The 15009-nt window shown below is 75.0% G+C and carries 14 protein-coding genes; 6 read left to right on the forward strand and 8 right to left on the reverse strand.

What is annotated here, in order from left to right:
* Positions 1-150 precede the first annotated feature (150 nt).
* From ACTWQH_RS14565 to ACTWQH_RS14585, 5 genes are all read left to right on the forward strand, one after another.
* Positions 151-855, forward strand: coding sequence for a YqeB family protein (locus ACTWQH_RS14565; protein WP_443286933.1), 705 nt, complete (start codon positions 151-153; stop codon positions 853-855).
* Positions 852-2099 carry a sensor histidine kinase gene (locus tag ACTWQH_RS14570; protein WP_443286934.1) on the forward strand — a complete coding sequence of 416 codons (1248 nt, stop codon included), beginning with the start codon at positions 852-854 and terminating at the stop codon, positions 2097-2099. Before ACTWQH_RS14565 ends, ACTWQH_RS14570 begins: the two co-directional genes overlap by 4 nt.
* Complete coding sequence (locus ACTWQH_RS14575; protein ID WP_443286935.1) at positions 2087-2767, forward strand: response regulator transcription factor; 681 nt, start codon at positions 2087-2089, stop codon at positions 2765-2767. Before ACTWQH_RS14570 ends, ACTWQH_RS14575 begins: the two co-directional genes overlap by 13 nt.
* The gene (locus ACTWQH_RS14580; RefSeq protein ID WP_443286936.1) at positions 2758-3360 is read left to right on the forward strand and encodes an O-methyltransferase; all 603 of its coding nucleotides are present in this window, start codon (positions 2758-2760) and stop codon (positions 3358-3360) included. The genes ACTWQH_RS14575 and ACTWQH_RS14580 overlap by 10 nt, the downstream gene beginning before the upstream one ends.
* 193 nt (positions 3361-3553) lie before the next feature.
* A complete protein-coding gene (locus ACTWQH_RS14585; protein WP_443286937.1) occupies positions 3554-4078 on the forward strand; it encodes an isochorismatase family protein in 525 nt (174 codons plus the stop codon).
* Positions 4079-4157: 79 nt separating this feature from the next.
* Here ACTWQH_RS14585 and chrA read toward each other — a convergent pair whose 3' ends face one another.
* The 5 genes from chrA to ACTWQH_RS14610 form a co-directional block, all read right to left on the reverse strand.
* Positions 4158-5417, reverse strand: coding sequence for a chromate efflux transporter (gene chrA / locus ACTWQH_RS14590; protein ID WP_443286938.1), 1260 nt, complete (start codon positions 5415-5417; stop codon positions 4158-4160).
* Between the two features lie 158 nt (positions 5418-5575).
* Positions 5576-6583, reverse strand: coding sequence for an ornithine carbamoyltransferase (gene argF / locus ACTWQH_RS14595; RefSeq protein WP_443286939.1), 1008 nt, complete (start codon positions 6581-6583; stop codon positions 5576-5578).
* A 67-nt stretch (positions 6584-6650) separates the two neighbouring features.
* Positions 6651-7106, reverse strand: a complete 456-nt coding sequence (locus tag ACTWQH_RS14600; protein ID WP_443286940.1) for a VOC family protein — start codon at positions 7104-7106, stop codon at positions 6651-6653.
* Positions 7018-7977 (reverse strand): helix-turn-helix domain-containing protein, encoded by a 960-nt coding sequence (locus ACTWQH_RS14605; protein WP_443286941.1) that lies wholly within the window; start codon positions 7975-7977, stop codon positions 7018-7020. Before ACTWQH_RS14605 ends, ACTWQH_RS14600 begins: the two co-directional genes overlap by 89 nt.
* Before the next feature lie 35 nt (positions 7978-8012).
* Positions 8013-9248, reverse strand: coding sequence for an arginine deiminase (locus tag ACTWQH_RS14610; RefSeq protein WP_443286942.1), 1236 nt, complete (start codon positions 9246-9248; stop codon positions 8013-8015).
* A 76-nt stretch (positions 9249-9324) separates the two neighbouring features.
* On the opposite strand from ACTWQH_RS14610, the gene ACTWQH_RS14615 reads away from it, so the two are divergent.
* On the forward strand, positions 9325-10830 hold the full coding sequence (locus ACTWQH_RS14615; RefSeq protein WP_443286943.1) for a hypothetical protein: 1506 nt from the start codon (positions 9325-9327) through the stop codon (positions 10828-10830).
* A 78-nt stretch (positions 10831-10908) separates the two neighbouring features.
* Here ACTWQH_RS14615 and ACTWQH_RS14620 read toward each other — a convergent pair whose 3' ends face one another.
* The 3 genes from ACTWQH_RS14620 to ACTWQH_RS14630 all read right to left on the reverse strand — a co-directional run bounded on the left by ACTWQH_RS14620 (position 10909) and on the right by ACTWQH_RS14630 (position 14902).
* Positions 10909-13152, reverse strand: a complete 2244-nt coding sequence (locus ACTWQH_RS14620) for a hypothetical protein (RefSeq protein WP_443286944.1) — start codon at positions 13150-13152, stop codon at positions 10909-10911.
* A complete protein-coding gene (locus tag ACTWQH_RS14625; RefSeq protein ID WP_443286945.1) occupies positions 13145-14041 on the reverse strand; it encodes a hypothetical protein in 897 nt (298 codons plus the stop codon). Before ACTWQH_RS14625 ends, ACTWQH_RS14620 begins: the two co-directional genes overlap by 8 nt.
* Before the next feature lie 168 nt (positions 14042-14209).
* A complete protein-coding gene (locus ACTWQH_RS14630; protein WP_443286946.1) occupies positions 14210-14902 on the reverse strand; it encodes a Crp/Fnr family transcriptional regulator in 693 nt (230 codons plus the stop codon).
* Positions 14903-15009 lie beyond the last annotated feature (107 nt).

Genomic DNA, 15009 nt, shown 5'->3' on the forward strand with positions numbered 1-15009 from the left:
CCAGGCTTCGTCATCGTCAGCGGGCGACGAGGGCATGTCAAGAGCGCTTGCGGCGCTCCTCGCCATACATCCAAAGTTGATCCCCGCCCCGCCGGGAACGGACCTTCGGCGACTGGGCAGTGTCAGTCCCATCGCATACGGTCATCGGTGATGACGCACCACGATTCCGACTCGATCCCCTCCAGCGAGCTGGGGTTCTCTCTCGTCGACCGGCTCCTGCTGATCATCGGCGCGCCGCTGCTCGGAGCCGTCCTCGGCTTCTTCCTGCCGCCACTCGCCGGGTGGCTGCTCTCGCTGCGCTGGGTGCCCGAGCACGGCGCGCTGCGCCAGATCGACTCCTGGGACGGGCCCCTGGCTCCCCTTCTCCTCGGCCTCACCGGTCTGGCACTGGGGCTCCTCTTCGCGGGCTTCGCGATCTTCACCACGATGAAGGTGACCGTCACCGACGAGTGGATACGCATCCAGAAGGACGACAAGAAGCGCACCATCGTCCGCGCCGAGGTGGACGCCGTCTTCGTCGACGGCAAGAAGCTGGTGATTCTCGACCGGGAGTCGCGGCAGCTGCTGCGCGGGACGAGCGAGGCCAAGGCCGACGACATCGCCCGGGCCTTCACCGCGCACGGCTATCCGTGGGTGAAGACGGACCCGTACGAGGCGCTGTACCGGCGCTGGGTGCCCGATACGCCGGACCTGCCGGGGGCGGTGAACGCACTGCTCAAGGCGCGGGAGGCGGCGCTGAAGAAGAAGGCCGGGGACGACATCGCCGAGCTGCAGGACGAGGTGCAGAAGCTCGGCTTCGTCGTCCGCGACGGGAAGTCGGGCAGGCAGTACTGGCGTCCGCTGGTAAGGCCATGAGCAGGTCGAGCAGGTCGAGCAGGTCGAGCAGGTCGGGCAGGCGCGATCGTACGGTCGACGTCACCTGCGTCGTGCTGGCGTCGCTGGTGACGGTGCTGTTCGTGGCGGGCAACGGCGACGTCGTCCAGCCCGCTTCGGGCCTCTACCTCGCCTCGGGCGTGGCCCTCTCGACGCTCGCCAACCTCGCGCTGTGGTGGCGGCGGCGCCGGCCGCTCCGGGTGGGGCTGCTGGTCCTCCTCATCGGCTCCTACACGGAGTTCGCGGCGGGCGCGTCGCTGGTGGCGTTCTTCACCGTCGCGGTGCACTGCCGGCGGCGGGTGGCGCTCGCCCTGCTCGTGATCTCCTGCACGAGCTCGGTGCCGTACTCCCTCGTCCGGCCCGATCCCGACCTTCAGGCGCAGGGCGCCAACGCCCCCGGGCAGGTCGCGGCTGGCATCGCCTTCACCGGCCTCATCCTGCTGCCGTTCCTGCTGTGGGGCTGGTGGGTGCGCTCCCGCCGCGAGAAGCTGAACACGCTGCGCGAGCGCGCCGAACGGGCCGAGGCCGAGGCGGCGCGGACCGCCGAGCGCATCCGCCGCCGGGAGCGGGAGCACATCGCCCGCGAGATGCACGACGTGCTCGCCCACCGGATCACGCTGCTCAGCCTCCACGCGGGCGCGCTGGAGCTGCGTCCCGACATGGGGACGAAGGAGGTCGTGTCGGTGGCGGGCACCATGCGGGCCACCGCCCACCAGGCGCTGGAGGACCTGCGCGAGATCCTCGGCGTGCTGCGGCACAACGGCGACGTCGCCGCCGTACGCCCGCAGCCGGGGGTGGCCGCCCTGCCGGAGCTGGTCGGCGAGTGCCGCGCCGCCGGGGTGCCGGTCGTGCTGGAGGACCGGCTGCCGGAGTCCGACTCGCTGCCGTCCTCCGTCAGCCGCACGGCGTACCGCGTCGTGCAGGAAGGGCTGACGAACGCCCGCAAGCACGCGCCCGGGAGCGAGGTGCGCATACGGCTCGACCGGTGCGGGGAGGGCGAGAAGGCCGAGCTGCGCGTCCGGGTGCGCAACGCGCTGGCGGGCGCTGCGGCGGGTCCCGCGATGCCGGGGTCGCGCTCAGGGCTGGTGGGGCTGTCCGAGCGGGTGTCGCTGGCCGGGGGGCGCATCGACTACGGGGTGCGGCGCGCGAACGGCGGCGGCAGCGCCGGCGGGAGGGGCAGCCGCGTCGACTTCTCTTTGGAAGCATGGTTGCCATGGCCGACGTGATCAGGGTCCTCATCGCCGACGACGACGCGCTGGTGCGGGCGGGGTTGAGGCTGATCCTCGGCGCCGACCAGGGCATCGAGGTGGTGGGGGAGGCCGAGGACGGCGTGGTCGCGGTCGAGGCGGCGCGGCGGCTGCGGCCGGACGTGGTGCTGATGGACATCCGGATGCCGCGCCTGGACGGGCTCGCCGCCACGGAGGCGCTGCGCAAGGACTCCGAGCGGCCCGCGATCGTGGTGCTGACGACCTTCAACACCGACGAGTACGTGCTGCGGGCACTGCGCGCGGGCGCCAACGGCTTCCTGGTGAAGGACGTGCCGCCCGCGGACTTCCTGCGGGCCGTGCGGGAGGTGGCCGAGGGCGAGTCGATGCTCTCGCCGCAGGTGACGACCCGGCTGATCGAGAGCGTGGTGCGCGGCGACAGCGATCCGAACGGCGAGCGGCGGCGGCGCGCCGAGCGCGCGCGGGCGGCGCTGGAGGCCCTCACCGCCCGCGAGCGCGAGGTCGCGCGGGCGGTGGGCGAGGGCAAGTCGAACGCCGAGATCGGCGAGGAGCTGTTCATGAGCGTCTCGACCGTGAAGACATACGTCTCGCGCATCCTGGGCAAGCTGGGCTGCGGCAACCGCGTGCAGGTGGCGATCCTGGTGAGGGAGGCGAGCGAGTGTCCGTAGGAGGGACGGCGGCGTACGCCGGCATCGACCTGCCGCCGCGGGTGGCGAGGGCGGTGGCGGCGGCCCGGGCGAGCGGCTTCGCGTGCTCCTGCCGCCCCGAACAGGGGCTGCTGCTGCGGGCGTTGGCGGGCGGCGCGGCGGGCGTGATCGGCGAGACGGGGACGGGCTGCGGCGTGGGGCTGGCGTGGCTGGCCGGGGGCGCCGGGCCCGGCGTGCGGCTGGTGAGCGTGGAGCGCGACCCGGCGCGGGCGCGGCTGGCCGCCGAGGTGTTCGCCGACGACGACCGGGTGACGGTGCTGTGCGGGGACTGGCGGGAGATCGCCGCTCACGGGCCGTTCGACCTGCTGGTGCTCGACGGCGGGGGAGGGGGCAAGGCCCCCGGCGACGAGCCGGCCGACCCCGGCGCCCTGCTGGCGCCCGGCGGCACGGTCGTCATCGACGACTTCAGCCCTGCCGAGCCCGGCGTCTGGCCGCCGCAGCACGACGGGCAGCCCGACCGGGCGCGGCTGCACTGGCTCGAACACCCGGCGCTGAGGTCGGTGGAGCTGCGGCTCGCGCCCGACCTCGCCACGGTCGTCGGCGTTCGCCGGTGAGGGCCGCGGCGGCGGCCGGACCGCGGAACGCCGCCGTCCGCAGCAGCGGGGCGTCGTTCTCGGCGTCGGCGAGCTCTGCGCCGGGGCGGACATCGGCGTTGGACCTGCTGCGCACCTCGCCCCAGGGAGGTGTGTCCCGGAGTGAGTGGGTTCGTGAGCCTGCGTGTTCGAACATCTGTGCTAATATTGCCTCATGAACACCGTGCTGCTCCTGGTTGACGTGCAACGCACCATGCTGCTTCCCCCAACCCCCGTCCCCTCCGCCGGTGTTGTCTCCTTCGCGATCGAGGACCTGCTGCGGCGCGCCCGCGAGGCGGGCGCTCTCGTGGTCCATATCCGCAACTGCGGCACGGACGGCGACCCGGACGTGCCCGGCACGCCCGGCTGGGAGTTGGTGCACGAGGTCCTGCCGGGCGAGCACGTGATCGACAAGCACGCGCCGGACGCGTTCGCCGGCACGGAGCTGGGCGCGCTCGTACCGCAGGGCGCGGCCGTCGTCGTGGCAGGGATGCAGAGCGAGTTCTGCGTCGGCGCCACGGCCCTGGCCGCGCTGCACCGGGGGCACCACGTCACGCTCGTCAGGGGCGCCCACGCCACGTACGACGGGGAGCTGCCCGCGTCCGTGATCTCCCGTCAGGTGGAGGAGGGGCTGCGCGAGGCGGGCGTTTCCGTGCTCGACCGGAGGGCCGTGGCCTTCGCACAGGTCGTCAACTCGTAAGGCCAGCGCGCCGGTGTGCGGCGGCGCCGCAGATGAGTGCTGTTCCTGGGGGCGTTTCGAGACGAGGGAGGCGGAGCGCTCAGCCGACCGGCCAGTCCAGCAGCGCCGCCACCACGCCCAGCGCCCCGGCCGACAGCAGCGCGCTGACCACCCCCCGGCGCAACGCAAGCAGCCACAACGCCGCCAGCCCCAGCACGGCGTACTGCCAGGCGTGCTCCAGCGCCGCCGCCAGCGGCACCGCCGAGCCGCAGATCGCGCCGATGACGGCGGGCCCGGCCCCGTCGAGGAACGACTGCACCGCCGGGATGGCGCGCAGCCGCTCGAAGTGGCGGGCACCGAGGACCACCAGCAGGAAGGAGGGCCCGAACGCCACGGCGGCGGCCGCCAGTCCGCCGCCGACCCCGGCCGCCGCGTAGCCGACGACGGCGACGGTCTGGACGACGGGGCCGGGGGTGATCTGGCCGAGGGCGACGGCGTTCAGGAACTCGCCGTCCGTCATCCAGTGGTAGCCGTCCACGGCGTCGGACTGCATGAGCGGGATGATGACGAAGCCGCCGCCGTAGGACAGGGCGCCGACCTTGAACGCCACCCACGTCAGCGCGGTCAGCGAGGCGGCGGCGATGCCGACGGGCACGGCGGCGAGCAGCAGCCACAGCCGCCGGTTCCCGCCGGTCGCGGCCGGCGCGCGGCTCGCGCGGCTCGCGGGGGTCGCGGGGGTCGCCGCGCCGCCGTCGGGGCCGACCGCCGCCCGGTTGCCCCGGCCCACCGCCCAGGCGCGCAGCCCCACCTCCACCAGGCCCGTGCCGATCAGCACCAGCACCAGCCAGGGTCCGATCAGCATCGTCGCCAACGCCCCCGCCACGGCGTAGGCGACCCAGCGCCCGCGCTCGGCGCGGCCCGGCGCCCGCCGCAGGCTGGCCGGGGCCAGTCCCAGCGCCGCGTGCAGCGCCACGGCCGCCACCGCCGACCCCGCCCCGGCCGCTGCCCCCTGCACCCAGCGCGGGGGGTCACCGGCGAGGAAGAGCGCGGCCAGCAGCAGGATCAGCGCCAGGCCCGGGACGATGAAGCAGAAGCCGCCCACGATCGCGCCGAGCGTGCCGCGCAGCCGCCAGGCGCTGAGGATCGCGAGCTGCGTGGAGGCGGGACCGGGCAGGAGGTTGGTGGCGGCGATGGCGTCCTCGAACTCGCGGGCGCTGATCCAGCGTTCGCGCTCGACGCAGAGCTCGCGCAGGAGCGCGATGTGGGTGGGGGGACCGCCGAAGCCGATGCAGCCGATGCGGCCCCACTCCCGGGCGATCGTGGTGAGCGGGATGCGAGGCTCGTCACGGGTCTCGCGCACGGTCTCCTCCGGAGGGGCGGGTGGCGCGCAGACCCTATCCCGCCGACGTGAACCGCGGGGGTCCCGTCCCGCGCCGGTCGTCAGCGGTTCCCATCCAGGGTGGGCGGGCGCGGGAAACCGGGGTCCGGGGGCGGAGCCCCGTGGGGAGGGCGGGCGGGCTAGCCCAGCGTGGCCACCAGCAGAGCCTTGATCGTGTGGAGGCGGTTCTCCGCCTCGTCGAAGACGACCGAGTGCGGGGACTCGAAGACCTCGTCCGTGACCTCCAGCGACGTCAGCCCGTGGCGGGCGTGGATCTCGCGCCCGACCTCCGTGCCCAGGTCGTGGAAGGCGGGCAGGCAGTGCAGGAACTTCACCCCCGGCCGGCCCGTCGCCCGCAGCACCTCCATCGTCACGGCGTACGACCTGAGCAGCGCGATCCGCTCGTCCCAGACCTCCTTGGGCTCGCCGAGCGAGACCCACACGTCCGTGGCGACGAAGTCCACGCCCGCCACGCCCTCGGCGACCTCCTCGGTGAGGGTGAGCCGCGCCCCGGTCCGCCCGGCCAGGGCGCGTGCCTCGGCCACCACCGCGTCCGCCGGCCACAGCCGCTTCGGCGCCACGATCCGCACGTCCATGCCGAGCAGGGCGCCCGTCACCAGGTAGGAGTTGCCCATGTTGTTGCGCGCGTCGCCGAGATAGGCGAAGGCGATCTCGCCCAGCTCCGCCGGCGGCCTGCCGCTGTGCTCCGCCATCGTCAGCACGTCCGCCAGCATCTGCGTCGGGTGCCACTCGTCGGTCAGCCCGTTGTAGACCGGGACCCCGGCGTACGCGGCCAGCTCCGCCACGGTCGCCTGCGCCCGCCCCCGGAACTGGATGGCGTCGAACATCCGGCCCAGCACCCGCGCGGTGTCCTTCGCCGACTCCTTGTACCCGATGTGCGTTCCCGTCGGCTCCAGGTAGGTGGTCGCCGCGCCCTGGTCGGCGGCCGCGACCTCGAAGGCGCAGCGCGTGCGCGTCGAGCTCTTCTCGAAGACCAGCGCGATGTGCTTGCCGCTCAGCCGCCGCACCTCGGTCCCCGCGCGCCTGGCCGCCTTCAGCTCGGCGGCCAGCTCCACCAGGTGGCGGAACTCCTCGGGCGAGAGGTCGAGCTCCCGCAGCAGGTGGCGGCCGGTGAGGTCGATGGCCATGGCGGGCTCCCCGTGTCGCGCGCAGTCGAATACCGGATACGGGAATCCTATACGCCAATCAGCATGGCTATGCAACGAAATGGTCTGGCAGAGGCGCGCCGGGGTAGGGCCCGAAGGACCAGAGGTTGCCCTCCGGGTCGCGGACGGCGAACTCCCGGGATCCGTAGTCGGTGTCGGCGAGCGGCCGCACGACGTCGGCCTTGTGGCGCAGCACCCGCTCGTAGAGGGCGTCCGGGTCCGCGGTGACGACGTAGCCGCCCGCCGTGCCGGGCTCCCGCGACCAGGCGTTGCCCGGGCGGTGGCTGCCGAGCATGACGCCGCCCGCCCCGTCGGGCCAGCGCAGCTCGGCGTGGTCGACGGTGTCGCCCTCGCCGTACCGCGCCGCCACGACGAAGCCGAAGACGTCGACCAGGTAGTCGATCAGCGCGGGGGCGTCAGCCGCATGCAGGGCCAGCCAGACGGTCGGATTCGGAGCGGTCGAAGCGGTCGCGTTCGTGTTCGTGTTCGTGTGTGTAGTAGTCATGAGCCCACTCTGGCCAGCCCGAGTGGCCGCCGTCTTGTACGTTTCGGAACTCCTCGGCCAGCCACGCCCGCGGCGGCAGGCCGGCGAACCCGACGAACTCGTGGGTCAGGTGCGCCTGGTCGCTGTACCCGCACGCCGCCGCCACGGCGGCCAGATCCACCCGCCCGGCCCGCCGCGCCGAGTCCGCGATGCGCGCCGTGGCGTGCTCGAACCGCATCAGCCTCGCCACCGTCTTCGGCGACCGGCCGACCTCCCGCCGGAACAGCGTCGTCAGGTGCCGCGCGCTCACCCCGGCCCGCTCGGCCACCGAGCCCACCGGAAGCCGCCCTCGGCTGCCCTCCAGCAGGTGCCAGGCGTACGCCAGCTCCGGACGCACGCCGGTGGCTTCCCGCCGCCCTCGCGCGTCCGCCAGATACCCGGCGACCAGAGCGAACGCCTCGCGCCACCCGTGGGCCCCGCGCACCTCGGACACGCGCTCGCGCAGCTCCACGGCCCGCCGCCCGAGGACGGCGGCCCCGTCGAAGTCGCTCACGCTCAGCTCGGCGCTGGGCATCCCGAACAGCGCCCGCGCGGCCAGGGGGTGCACGGCCAGCTGCACCCCCGCCTGGCCGCTCCGCTGGCGCACGTGACTCGCCACCACGTGCAGACCTCCGAGCACCAGCGGGTTCGGGCGCGCGGCCCCCAGGCCATCCGCCGTCTCCGCGGCCTCGACGCCCTCGTCCAGGCTCACGATGAACGTCAGGGTCGACGACGGCAGCCCCCGGTGGACGGCCTCGGGCACGTCCAGCGCCCGGTAGCCCACCATCGTGGCGACCCCGGGCGCACTGCGTGGCGGCGCCACGACGAACTCCCAGCTCCGTTCAGCGCTCACACACGCCACGCTAACGCGCGACGCCCGGACAGCGCCTAGGCGACCGCGTCGCGCTCCACCGGGCAGCTCATGCAGCGCGGCCCGCCGCGCCCCCGCCCCAGCTCGCTGCCGGGGATCTCCAGCACCTCGATGCCGTTCTCCCGCAGGTGGGTGTTGGCGGTGACGTTCCGCTCGTAGGTCACCACGACGCCCGGCTCCACGGCCAGCACGTTGCAGCCGTCGTCCCACTGCTCGCGCTCGGCCGCGTGCACGTCCTGGACCGGCGTGAGCACCCGGATCCCGTCCAGGCCCAGGGCGGCGGCGATGGCGCGGTGCATGTGCTCCGGCGGGTGGTCGGTGACCTTCAGCTCCTTCTCGCCCGCGCCCGGCTCGATGGTGTACGAGCGCAGCATCCCCAGCCCGGCGTACTGCGTGAACGTCTCCCCGTCCACCATCGTCAGCACCGTGTCCAGGTGCATGAACGCCCGGCGCTTGGGCATGTCGAGCGCCACGATGGTGCGCGCCGAGCCCGCCGCGAAGAGGCGCCGGGCCAGCAGCTCCACCGCCTGCGGCGTGGTCCGCTCGCTCATGCCGACCAGCACCGCGCCGTTGCCGATCACCAGCACGTCGCCGCCCTCGATGGTGGAGGGATGCTCGCCCTCGCCCTCCGACCAGACGTGGAACCCCCCCGCCCGCTCGGCGGCGAACAGCGGGTGGTGGCCGTACACCGCCTCGAAGTGGACGCTCTCGCGCTGCCGCGCGGGCCAGCGCATGGCGTTGATCGCCACCCCGTCGTAGACCCAGGCGGAGGTGTCCCGCGTGAAGAGGTGGTTGGGCAGCGGGGCCAGCAGGAAGTCGTCCGGGGCCATGACGTGGAAGCGCACCGACACCGGCTCGGCGAACCGCTCCAGGTACTCCCGCTTCGTCATCCCGCCGATCAGCGCCTCGGCCAGCTCGGGAGTGGGCAGGGCGTCGAAGTCGGCCCGGAGCTGGTCGGTGGCGAGGGGGCCGTACTCGCGCTCGTCGAAGACGCGGTCCAGGACGAGGGAGCGCGCGCGGCGCACGTCCAGGCTCTCGGCCAGCAGCTCGCCGAAGAGGTGCACGGCGATGCCGCGCTCGCGCAGCACGCGGGCGAAGGCGTCGTGCTCCTGCTGGGCCCGGCGCACCCACAGCACGTCGTCGAAGAGCAGCTCGGACCGGTTCGACGGCGTGAGCCGCTTCAGCTCCAGGCCGGGCCGGTGGAGGATCACCCGCTTCAGCCGCCCGGTCTCGGAGGCCACGTGGTAGGTCATGGCTCCATGGTCGCCCACGGCTCGGAGGGCCGTCAGGGGAGGCCGTCAGGGGAGGACGTCAGGGAGGATGTCACCCATGATTCACAAAGACTTAAGGAAAGCGCGCCTCGCCGTCGCCATCGCGGCGCTGGTGGCCACGCCCCTGGCGGCCTGCGGGTCGGAGTCGGAGTCGGAGTCGGACGGGGCCTCCGGGGAGTGTTCCGACGAGGTGCGCGAGGCCGAGGCGGAGATCCCCGACTTCAACGGCGACGGCCACGCCGACCTCGCGATCCCGGCCCCGCTGAGCACCGTGGACGGCGTGGAGCGGGCGGGCGCCGTCTCCGTGGTCTACGGCTCGCGGTCCGGCCCCGACACCGGCCGCCCCCAGGTCATCAGCCGCGCCACCGAGGGCGCGCTCGGCGAGCTGGCGGCCCGGGGGTCGGAGTTCGGCACCAGCCCGGTCGCCCGCGATCTCGACGGCGACGGCTTCAGCGACCTGGCGGTGACCGTCTCGGGCGACGACGCCTCCATGCCGTCCAGGACAGCCGTGCTGTGGGGCTCGGCCGAGGGCCTCGCGGCCGGGACCATGATGCCGGGCGGCAGCGGCCTGCGCGGCGGCGACTTCGACGGGGACGGCCAGGCGGACCTGCTGATGGGCAACCTCTGGGGTGCCGGCGGGCTCGATGGCGGGGGCCTGACCGCGCTGTACGGGCCGCTGACCCGCGACGGCGAGGCGCGCAGGACCGACTCCTTCGGCGGCACGAGCTTCGGCGACAGCCCGACCCCGCAGGACGTGATCGTGGGCGACCTGACCGGCGACGGGCGGGACGACCTCGTCACCAGCCAGGCGTTCGAGGAGATGCAGTGGCGGGGCCGCTTCTTCCCCAGCGACGAGTGCGGCCTGCGGGGCTGGGAGGAGGGCCGCGACGTCAACGCCTACAGCCTGAACGGCGTCGTCGCCGACGTCGACGGGGACGGCATCGGCGACCTCGTCGTCCGCGACGTCGGAGAGGTCTCGGAGGCGTATGAGACCCAGGAGGGGGAGCTGCGCGTGCTGCGCGGCTCCGAGTCCGGGCCGGTCGACCGTGCCGAGACGATCAGCCAGGAGACGGTGGGGCTCGACGGCGCGAGCGGCGACGAGTTCGGGGCGGCGCTGGCGGCGGCGGACGTGAACGGCGACGGGCACGTGGACCTCGCCGTCGGCATCCCGGGGGAGCGGACGGGCCAGGTGTCGGACGCGGGCGCGCTCGCCGTGCTGCTGGGCGGCGAGGACGGGCTGACCGGTGGTGACCCGCAGGTCTTCGACCAGGACGCGCCCGGCGTTCCGGACGCCGGGGAGCCGCTGGACCGCTTCGGGACAGCGCTGTGGCTGGGGGACGTCGACGGCGACGGCCACCCCGAGCTGGCGGCGGGCGCGCCCGGCGAGAGGGACGGCGACCGTCAGGCGGGTGCGGTGTGGGTCTTCGGCGGCGCGGCGGACGGGCCGGTGGCGGCGAACGCGACGACGTTCGGCCCGGCGGCGCTCGGGGCCCCGGCGAGAGGGGTGGAGGGGCTGGACATCTTCTGGACCGGCACCTACTTCGGGCAGAGCTTCGCCCACTGACCCCGTTCACTGTTCACTGTTCACTCCAAGGGTGCGGGCCGTGGCCTGCCGCCCGTGGGCGGGCGCGGGCCCCGGACGTCAACCGGCGAGCGCCGCGGTCACGCGGGTGGCCGTGGCCGCGCCGAGCGGCCCGTCCGGGTCGTCGGTGAGCCGCGCTACGCGCGACCGCAGGTGGCGGGCGTTGGCCGGGGCGGTCGCCGCCAGCTCCGGCAGGAAGGCGCACAGCCGGTCCAGCAGCTCGCCGCTCTCGTCCGCCGCGCGGATCCACGTGGTCAGGCCGGACAGCACGGCGTCGCGGGAGCGGGTCGCGGCCAGGCCGCGGCCCACCAGGTCGGCCAGCAGCGGGGCCTGCGCGGGGTGCGCGGCAAGCAGCGCGGGCAGCAGCGGCCAGCCCTGCCGCGCCGCCGGCTCAGCCGACTCCGCCGGCTCCTCCAGGCCCCACAGCTCCCACGTCCGGCTCCCGGCGAGCCGCACGACGGCCAGCAGCGCAAGGTCGTCGCGGCTGCCCCGCCGGTCGTCGAGCCACGCGCCGATCCGCCGCAGCACCGTCTCCGGCTCGTGCCCGGCGGCCAGCCGCGCCACGCCGAACGCCGCGTCCCGCAGCAGCTCCCCGCCCGCCACCCACTCCGCCATCGGGCCGAGCGCGTCCAGCGAGCGCGCGACCGACCCGGCCACCGTGCCGTAGCCGTGGGTCAACGCCGCCGTGCTGAGCAGCAGCTCGTCGTCCCCCCGCGCCCACTCGGCCACCAGCGAGCGCACCACCGGCCGCAGCCTGGCGTCCCGCGCCACGGTGTGCGCGAGCGCGGTGGCGGCGGCCAGCCGCTGCGTTCCGGAGTCCGAGGCGGCCAGCGGGGCGATCAGCTCGGCCTGGGCGTACGGGAAGTCCAGCGCGCACAGCGCCCCGGCGGCCATCGCGGCGGGCACCCAGGCCAGCGGGCGGGGGTCGTCGCACTGCGCCCGCAGCCACCGGCACACCGGGCCGCGCGCGTTGTGGTGCCACTCCCACACCCGCGACAGCACCGCCCAGGGCAGGCCGCGCCCCGCGAAGCGCACGGTCCGCACCGGCAGCCGGTCGTCGCCGAGCCACACGTCCCCGTCGGCCAGCTCGGCGCGTGCGGCGGTCAGCACCGCCCGCAGGTCATCGCTGAACAGCGGCCGCCCCGGAGGGCGTTCGGGGTCGAGAGTGGTGGCCATCTCCCAGGTCAGCGTCTCGGCGGCCTCGGCGGCGACGCTGTGGGGCGCGCCGTCGTAGACCGCGAGCCCGATGCGGAACGCCGCCGGGCGCAGGCCGGCCGGCGCCGCCGCCCGGGCGGCGCCGCTCCCGGCGCCCGCGAACCACGCCGCCGCCTGGCGGGGCGCGAAGCGCTCGCACTCCGCGAGGAGTCCGGCGTCGCTCAGCGCGCCCGTGGCGTGCCGGGCCAGCAGCCCCGCCAGCGCCACCGCCTCGCCGGGCCGCAGCTCGTCCAGGCCCAGGGCATCGGCGACATCCCGGCGTTCCGCGGTGCGCCGCGCGCGGGCGCGGGTCTCCTCGTCGGCGTCGGCCAGCAGCGCCACCAGGTGCCGGGCCAGCACCTCCTCGCCCGGCGGGGGCAGGAACAGCCGCCCGTCCCGCCCGCGCAGCAGCTCGTCGGCGGCGTCGCCGGCGTCCACCACCAGCACCAGGTGGGCGTCCCGCTCGGCCAGGAGCGCGCCGAGCCGGTCGAGCTGGGGCCCGCGCGCGGCCGTCGGCTCCTCGCCCGTCAGCTCCAGGCAGTAGCCGTGGCCCTCCTTGACCGACGCCTCGGCGAGCGTGGCGAGGTCGGTGCGCGGGTCGAGACGCGCCACGGCGCCGTGGGCCACCTCGTCCAGCAGCGCCAGCGCGGCCAGGCCGCGCCCGCTGCCCGGCTCGCCGCACAACGCCAGCACCCGGCGCCGCCGCAGCGCGTCCAGCAGCTGGGCGTACTCCGGGGGGCGGGCGAACACCCGCCGCAGGTGGCGCAGTTCCTCGGCGGGCACCGGGCCGGGGAGCGGCGCGGGACCGGCCTCGCCGGGCCGGGCGCCGTCGACGCGCCCGCCGTCCGCCAGCGTGAGGGCGCCGCGCGAGGCGGCGTAGGCGGCGCGGGCCTGCCGCACCGCGTGGACCGCGCCCGCCGCGGCCGCGCCGCCCCTGGGGACCTCCTGCGCGGCGTGCGCGGCGGCGGCGAACCGCCCGCCCCGCGCCGCGCGGCGCCTGCCGTCGTCCGCGTCCTGCCCGTTGCCGCCGCCGCTGCCCTCGCCGCCGTCGTCCCCGTTGCCGGGGGTACGGCCGCCCCCCGCGGCGTCGCCCGTGGCCTCCTCACTCACCGCGTGTCCTCCTCCGTTTCCGGCCCGAATCGCCGTGGTTGTTGATGGTGACGCCGCCGGTGATGGAGTGGGCGGAGACGACGTTGCTGTCGCCCTCGCGCACGTCGATGTGGAACGTCGCCGCCCCGGCGCCCGCGCCGTTCGTCTCCGCCTGCTCTTCCGTCCTCTCCGCCACCGCCCTTGCCTCCCGCGTCTCGCCCTCCGGCTCCGGCGGGCCGGCCCCCTCCCCAGGCCCGCCGGAGCCAGAGCGCAAGCCGGTGCCGCCTCCCCCCGTCACGATGTCCCCCGCGACATCAGGCGGCACCGGCAGTCCGGGCACGCGGAACCACGCGATCTCGTCGGTCTCCTTCACCGACACCCGGCTCGGGCGGTAGCTGTCCGGCTCCACGAACCGCTCGCCCTCGCTCTGGGCGATCACCGCCTCGTGGAACGCCCCCGAGACGACGAACACCAGGTCCCGGCCGTCGGCGGCGTCCAGGATCCGGCGCGCCGGCTCGCAGTCGCACAGCCGGCACGTCAGGTCCACCGCCCGGCCCACCAGCCCCCGGCCGTCGTGCGAGACCGGGCCCTGGTGCATCGCGATCCGCATCCGCAGCGGGTCGCGCAGCCAGGTGTTGCGCTCCAGCAGCCCCTGCCGGATCTCCTCCAGCCACGCGCCCGCCATCAGCGCGGGCGGCACCTCGGGGCTGAACGCCAGCAGCAGCCCGTCGCCCCGGTCGTCCATGTCGACCATCTCCTCGCCGACACCGACCACGTCGAGCGCGTCCTGGAACACCTGGTACAGGGACTCCCGCATGCGCAGCTTGGCCCGCAGCGCCAGCCGGCCCGAATCCTTGACATCGCCGCAGACAACGAGCCGGTACACCGCCGGCACGCCAGGGTCGGTCACGTCTACTCCTCGCCGAAACCACGTGAACACACGACAGACTGGACCCGTCGCGCGCTCAGCGGTGTAGCCGTTTACACAACGGCCGGAAATCATTCGTGATATGGCGTCACACTGTCGGTATCGGTCGGCATCGGTCGTCATCGGTCGCCACCGGCCCTCGCTCCGGCGTCATCCGGCCTCGCCGTGGCCGCCCGCCAGCAGCCGCAGCACGCCGGTGTCGGTGACGACCAGCCGCCGCGGCCCGGTCTCCACCAGGCCCTGCGCCCGCAGCAGCCGCAGCGCCTTGGCCACCGCCTCCCGCGTGGCGCCGATGGCCGAGGCCAGGTCGTGCTGCGGCAGCGGCAGATCGACCACCACGCCCTCGGGCGTGGCCCGCCCGGCCCGCTCCACCAGCTCCACCAGCCGGGCGGACAGGCGTTGCAGCACCGTCTCCGACGCCAGCGAGCGGCGTTCGCCGTCGGCGCTGCGCAGCCGGGAGCTGAGCTGGCGCATGATGAGCTGCGTGGCGACCGGCCGTGCCGAGAGGAAGCGGCGGAACCGCTCGCCCGGCAGCACCACGCCGTGCAGCGCGCCGAGCGCCGTGACCGTGGCGCTGCGCGGGTGCTGGTCCACGGCGGCCAGGTCGCCGATCACCTCGCCCCTGCCGCGCAGCGCCAGGATCAGCCGGGCGCCGCGCTCGGTCTCCACCGACACCACCGACCAGCCGGCGAGTATGGCCAGCACGAAGGTGGAGGTGTCGCGCTCCCGCACCACCACCTCCCCCGGCGCGTAGGAGCGCGGCGTGCCCGAGGCGATGAGCGCGCGCCGGTCCTCGCGCGGCAGCGCGTCCAGGAAGGGCCGGTCCTGCCCGAAGAGACTCATCCCGCGACGCACCTCCCGCTCTCCCATCGCCAGCGGGAAGCACCGTAGGACCGTAGGGACGCGCCGCTGTCGCGTCAATACTCAGCGCGTCCCCACGACCCGCACAA

Source organism: Streptomyces sp. 6N223, assembly GCF_052246635.1.
GTDB lineage: Bacteria > Actinomycetota > Actinomycetes > Streptomycetales > Streptomycetaceae > Streptomyces.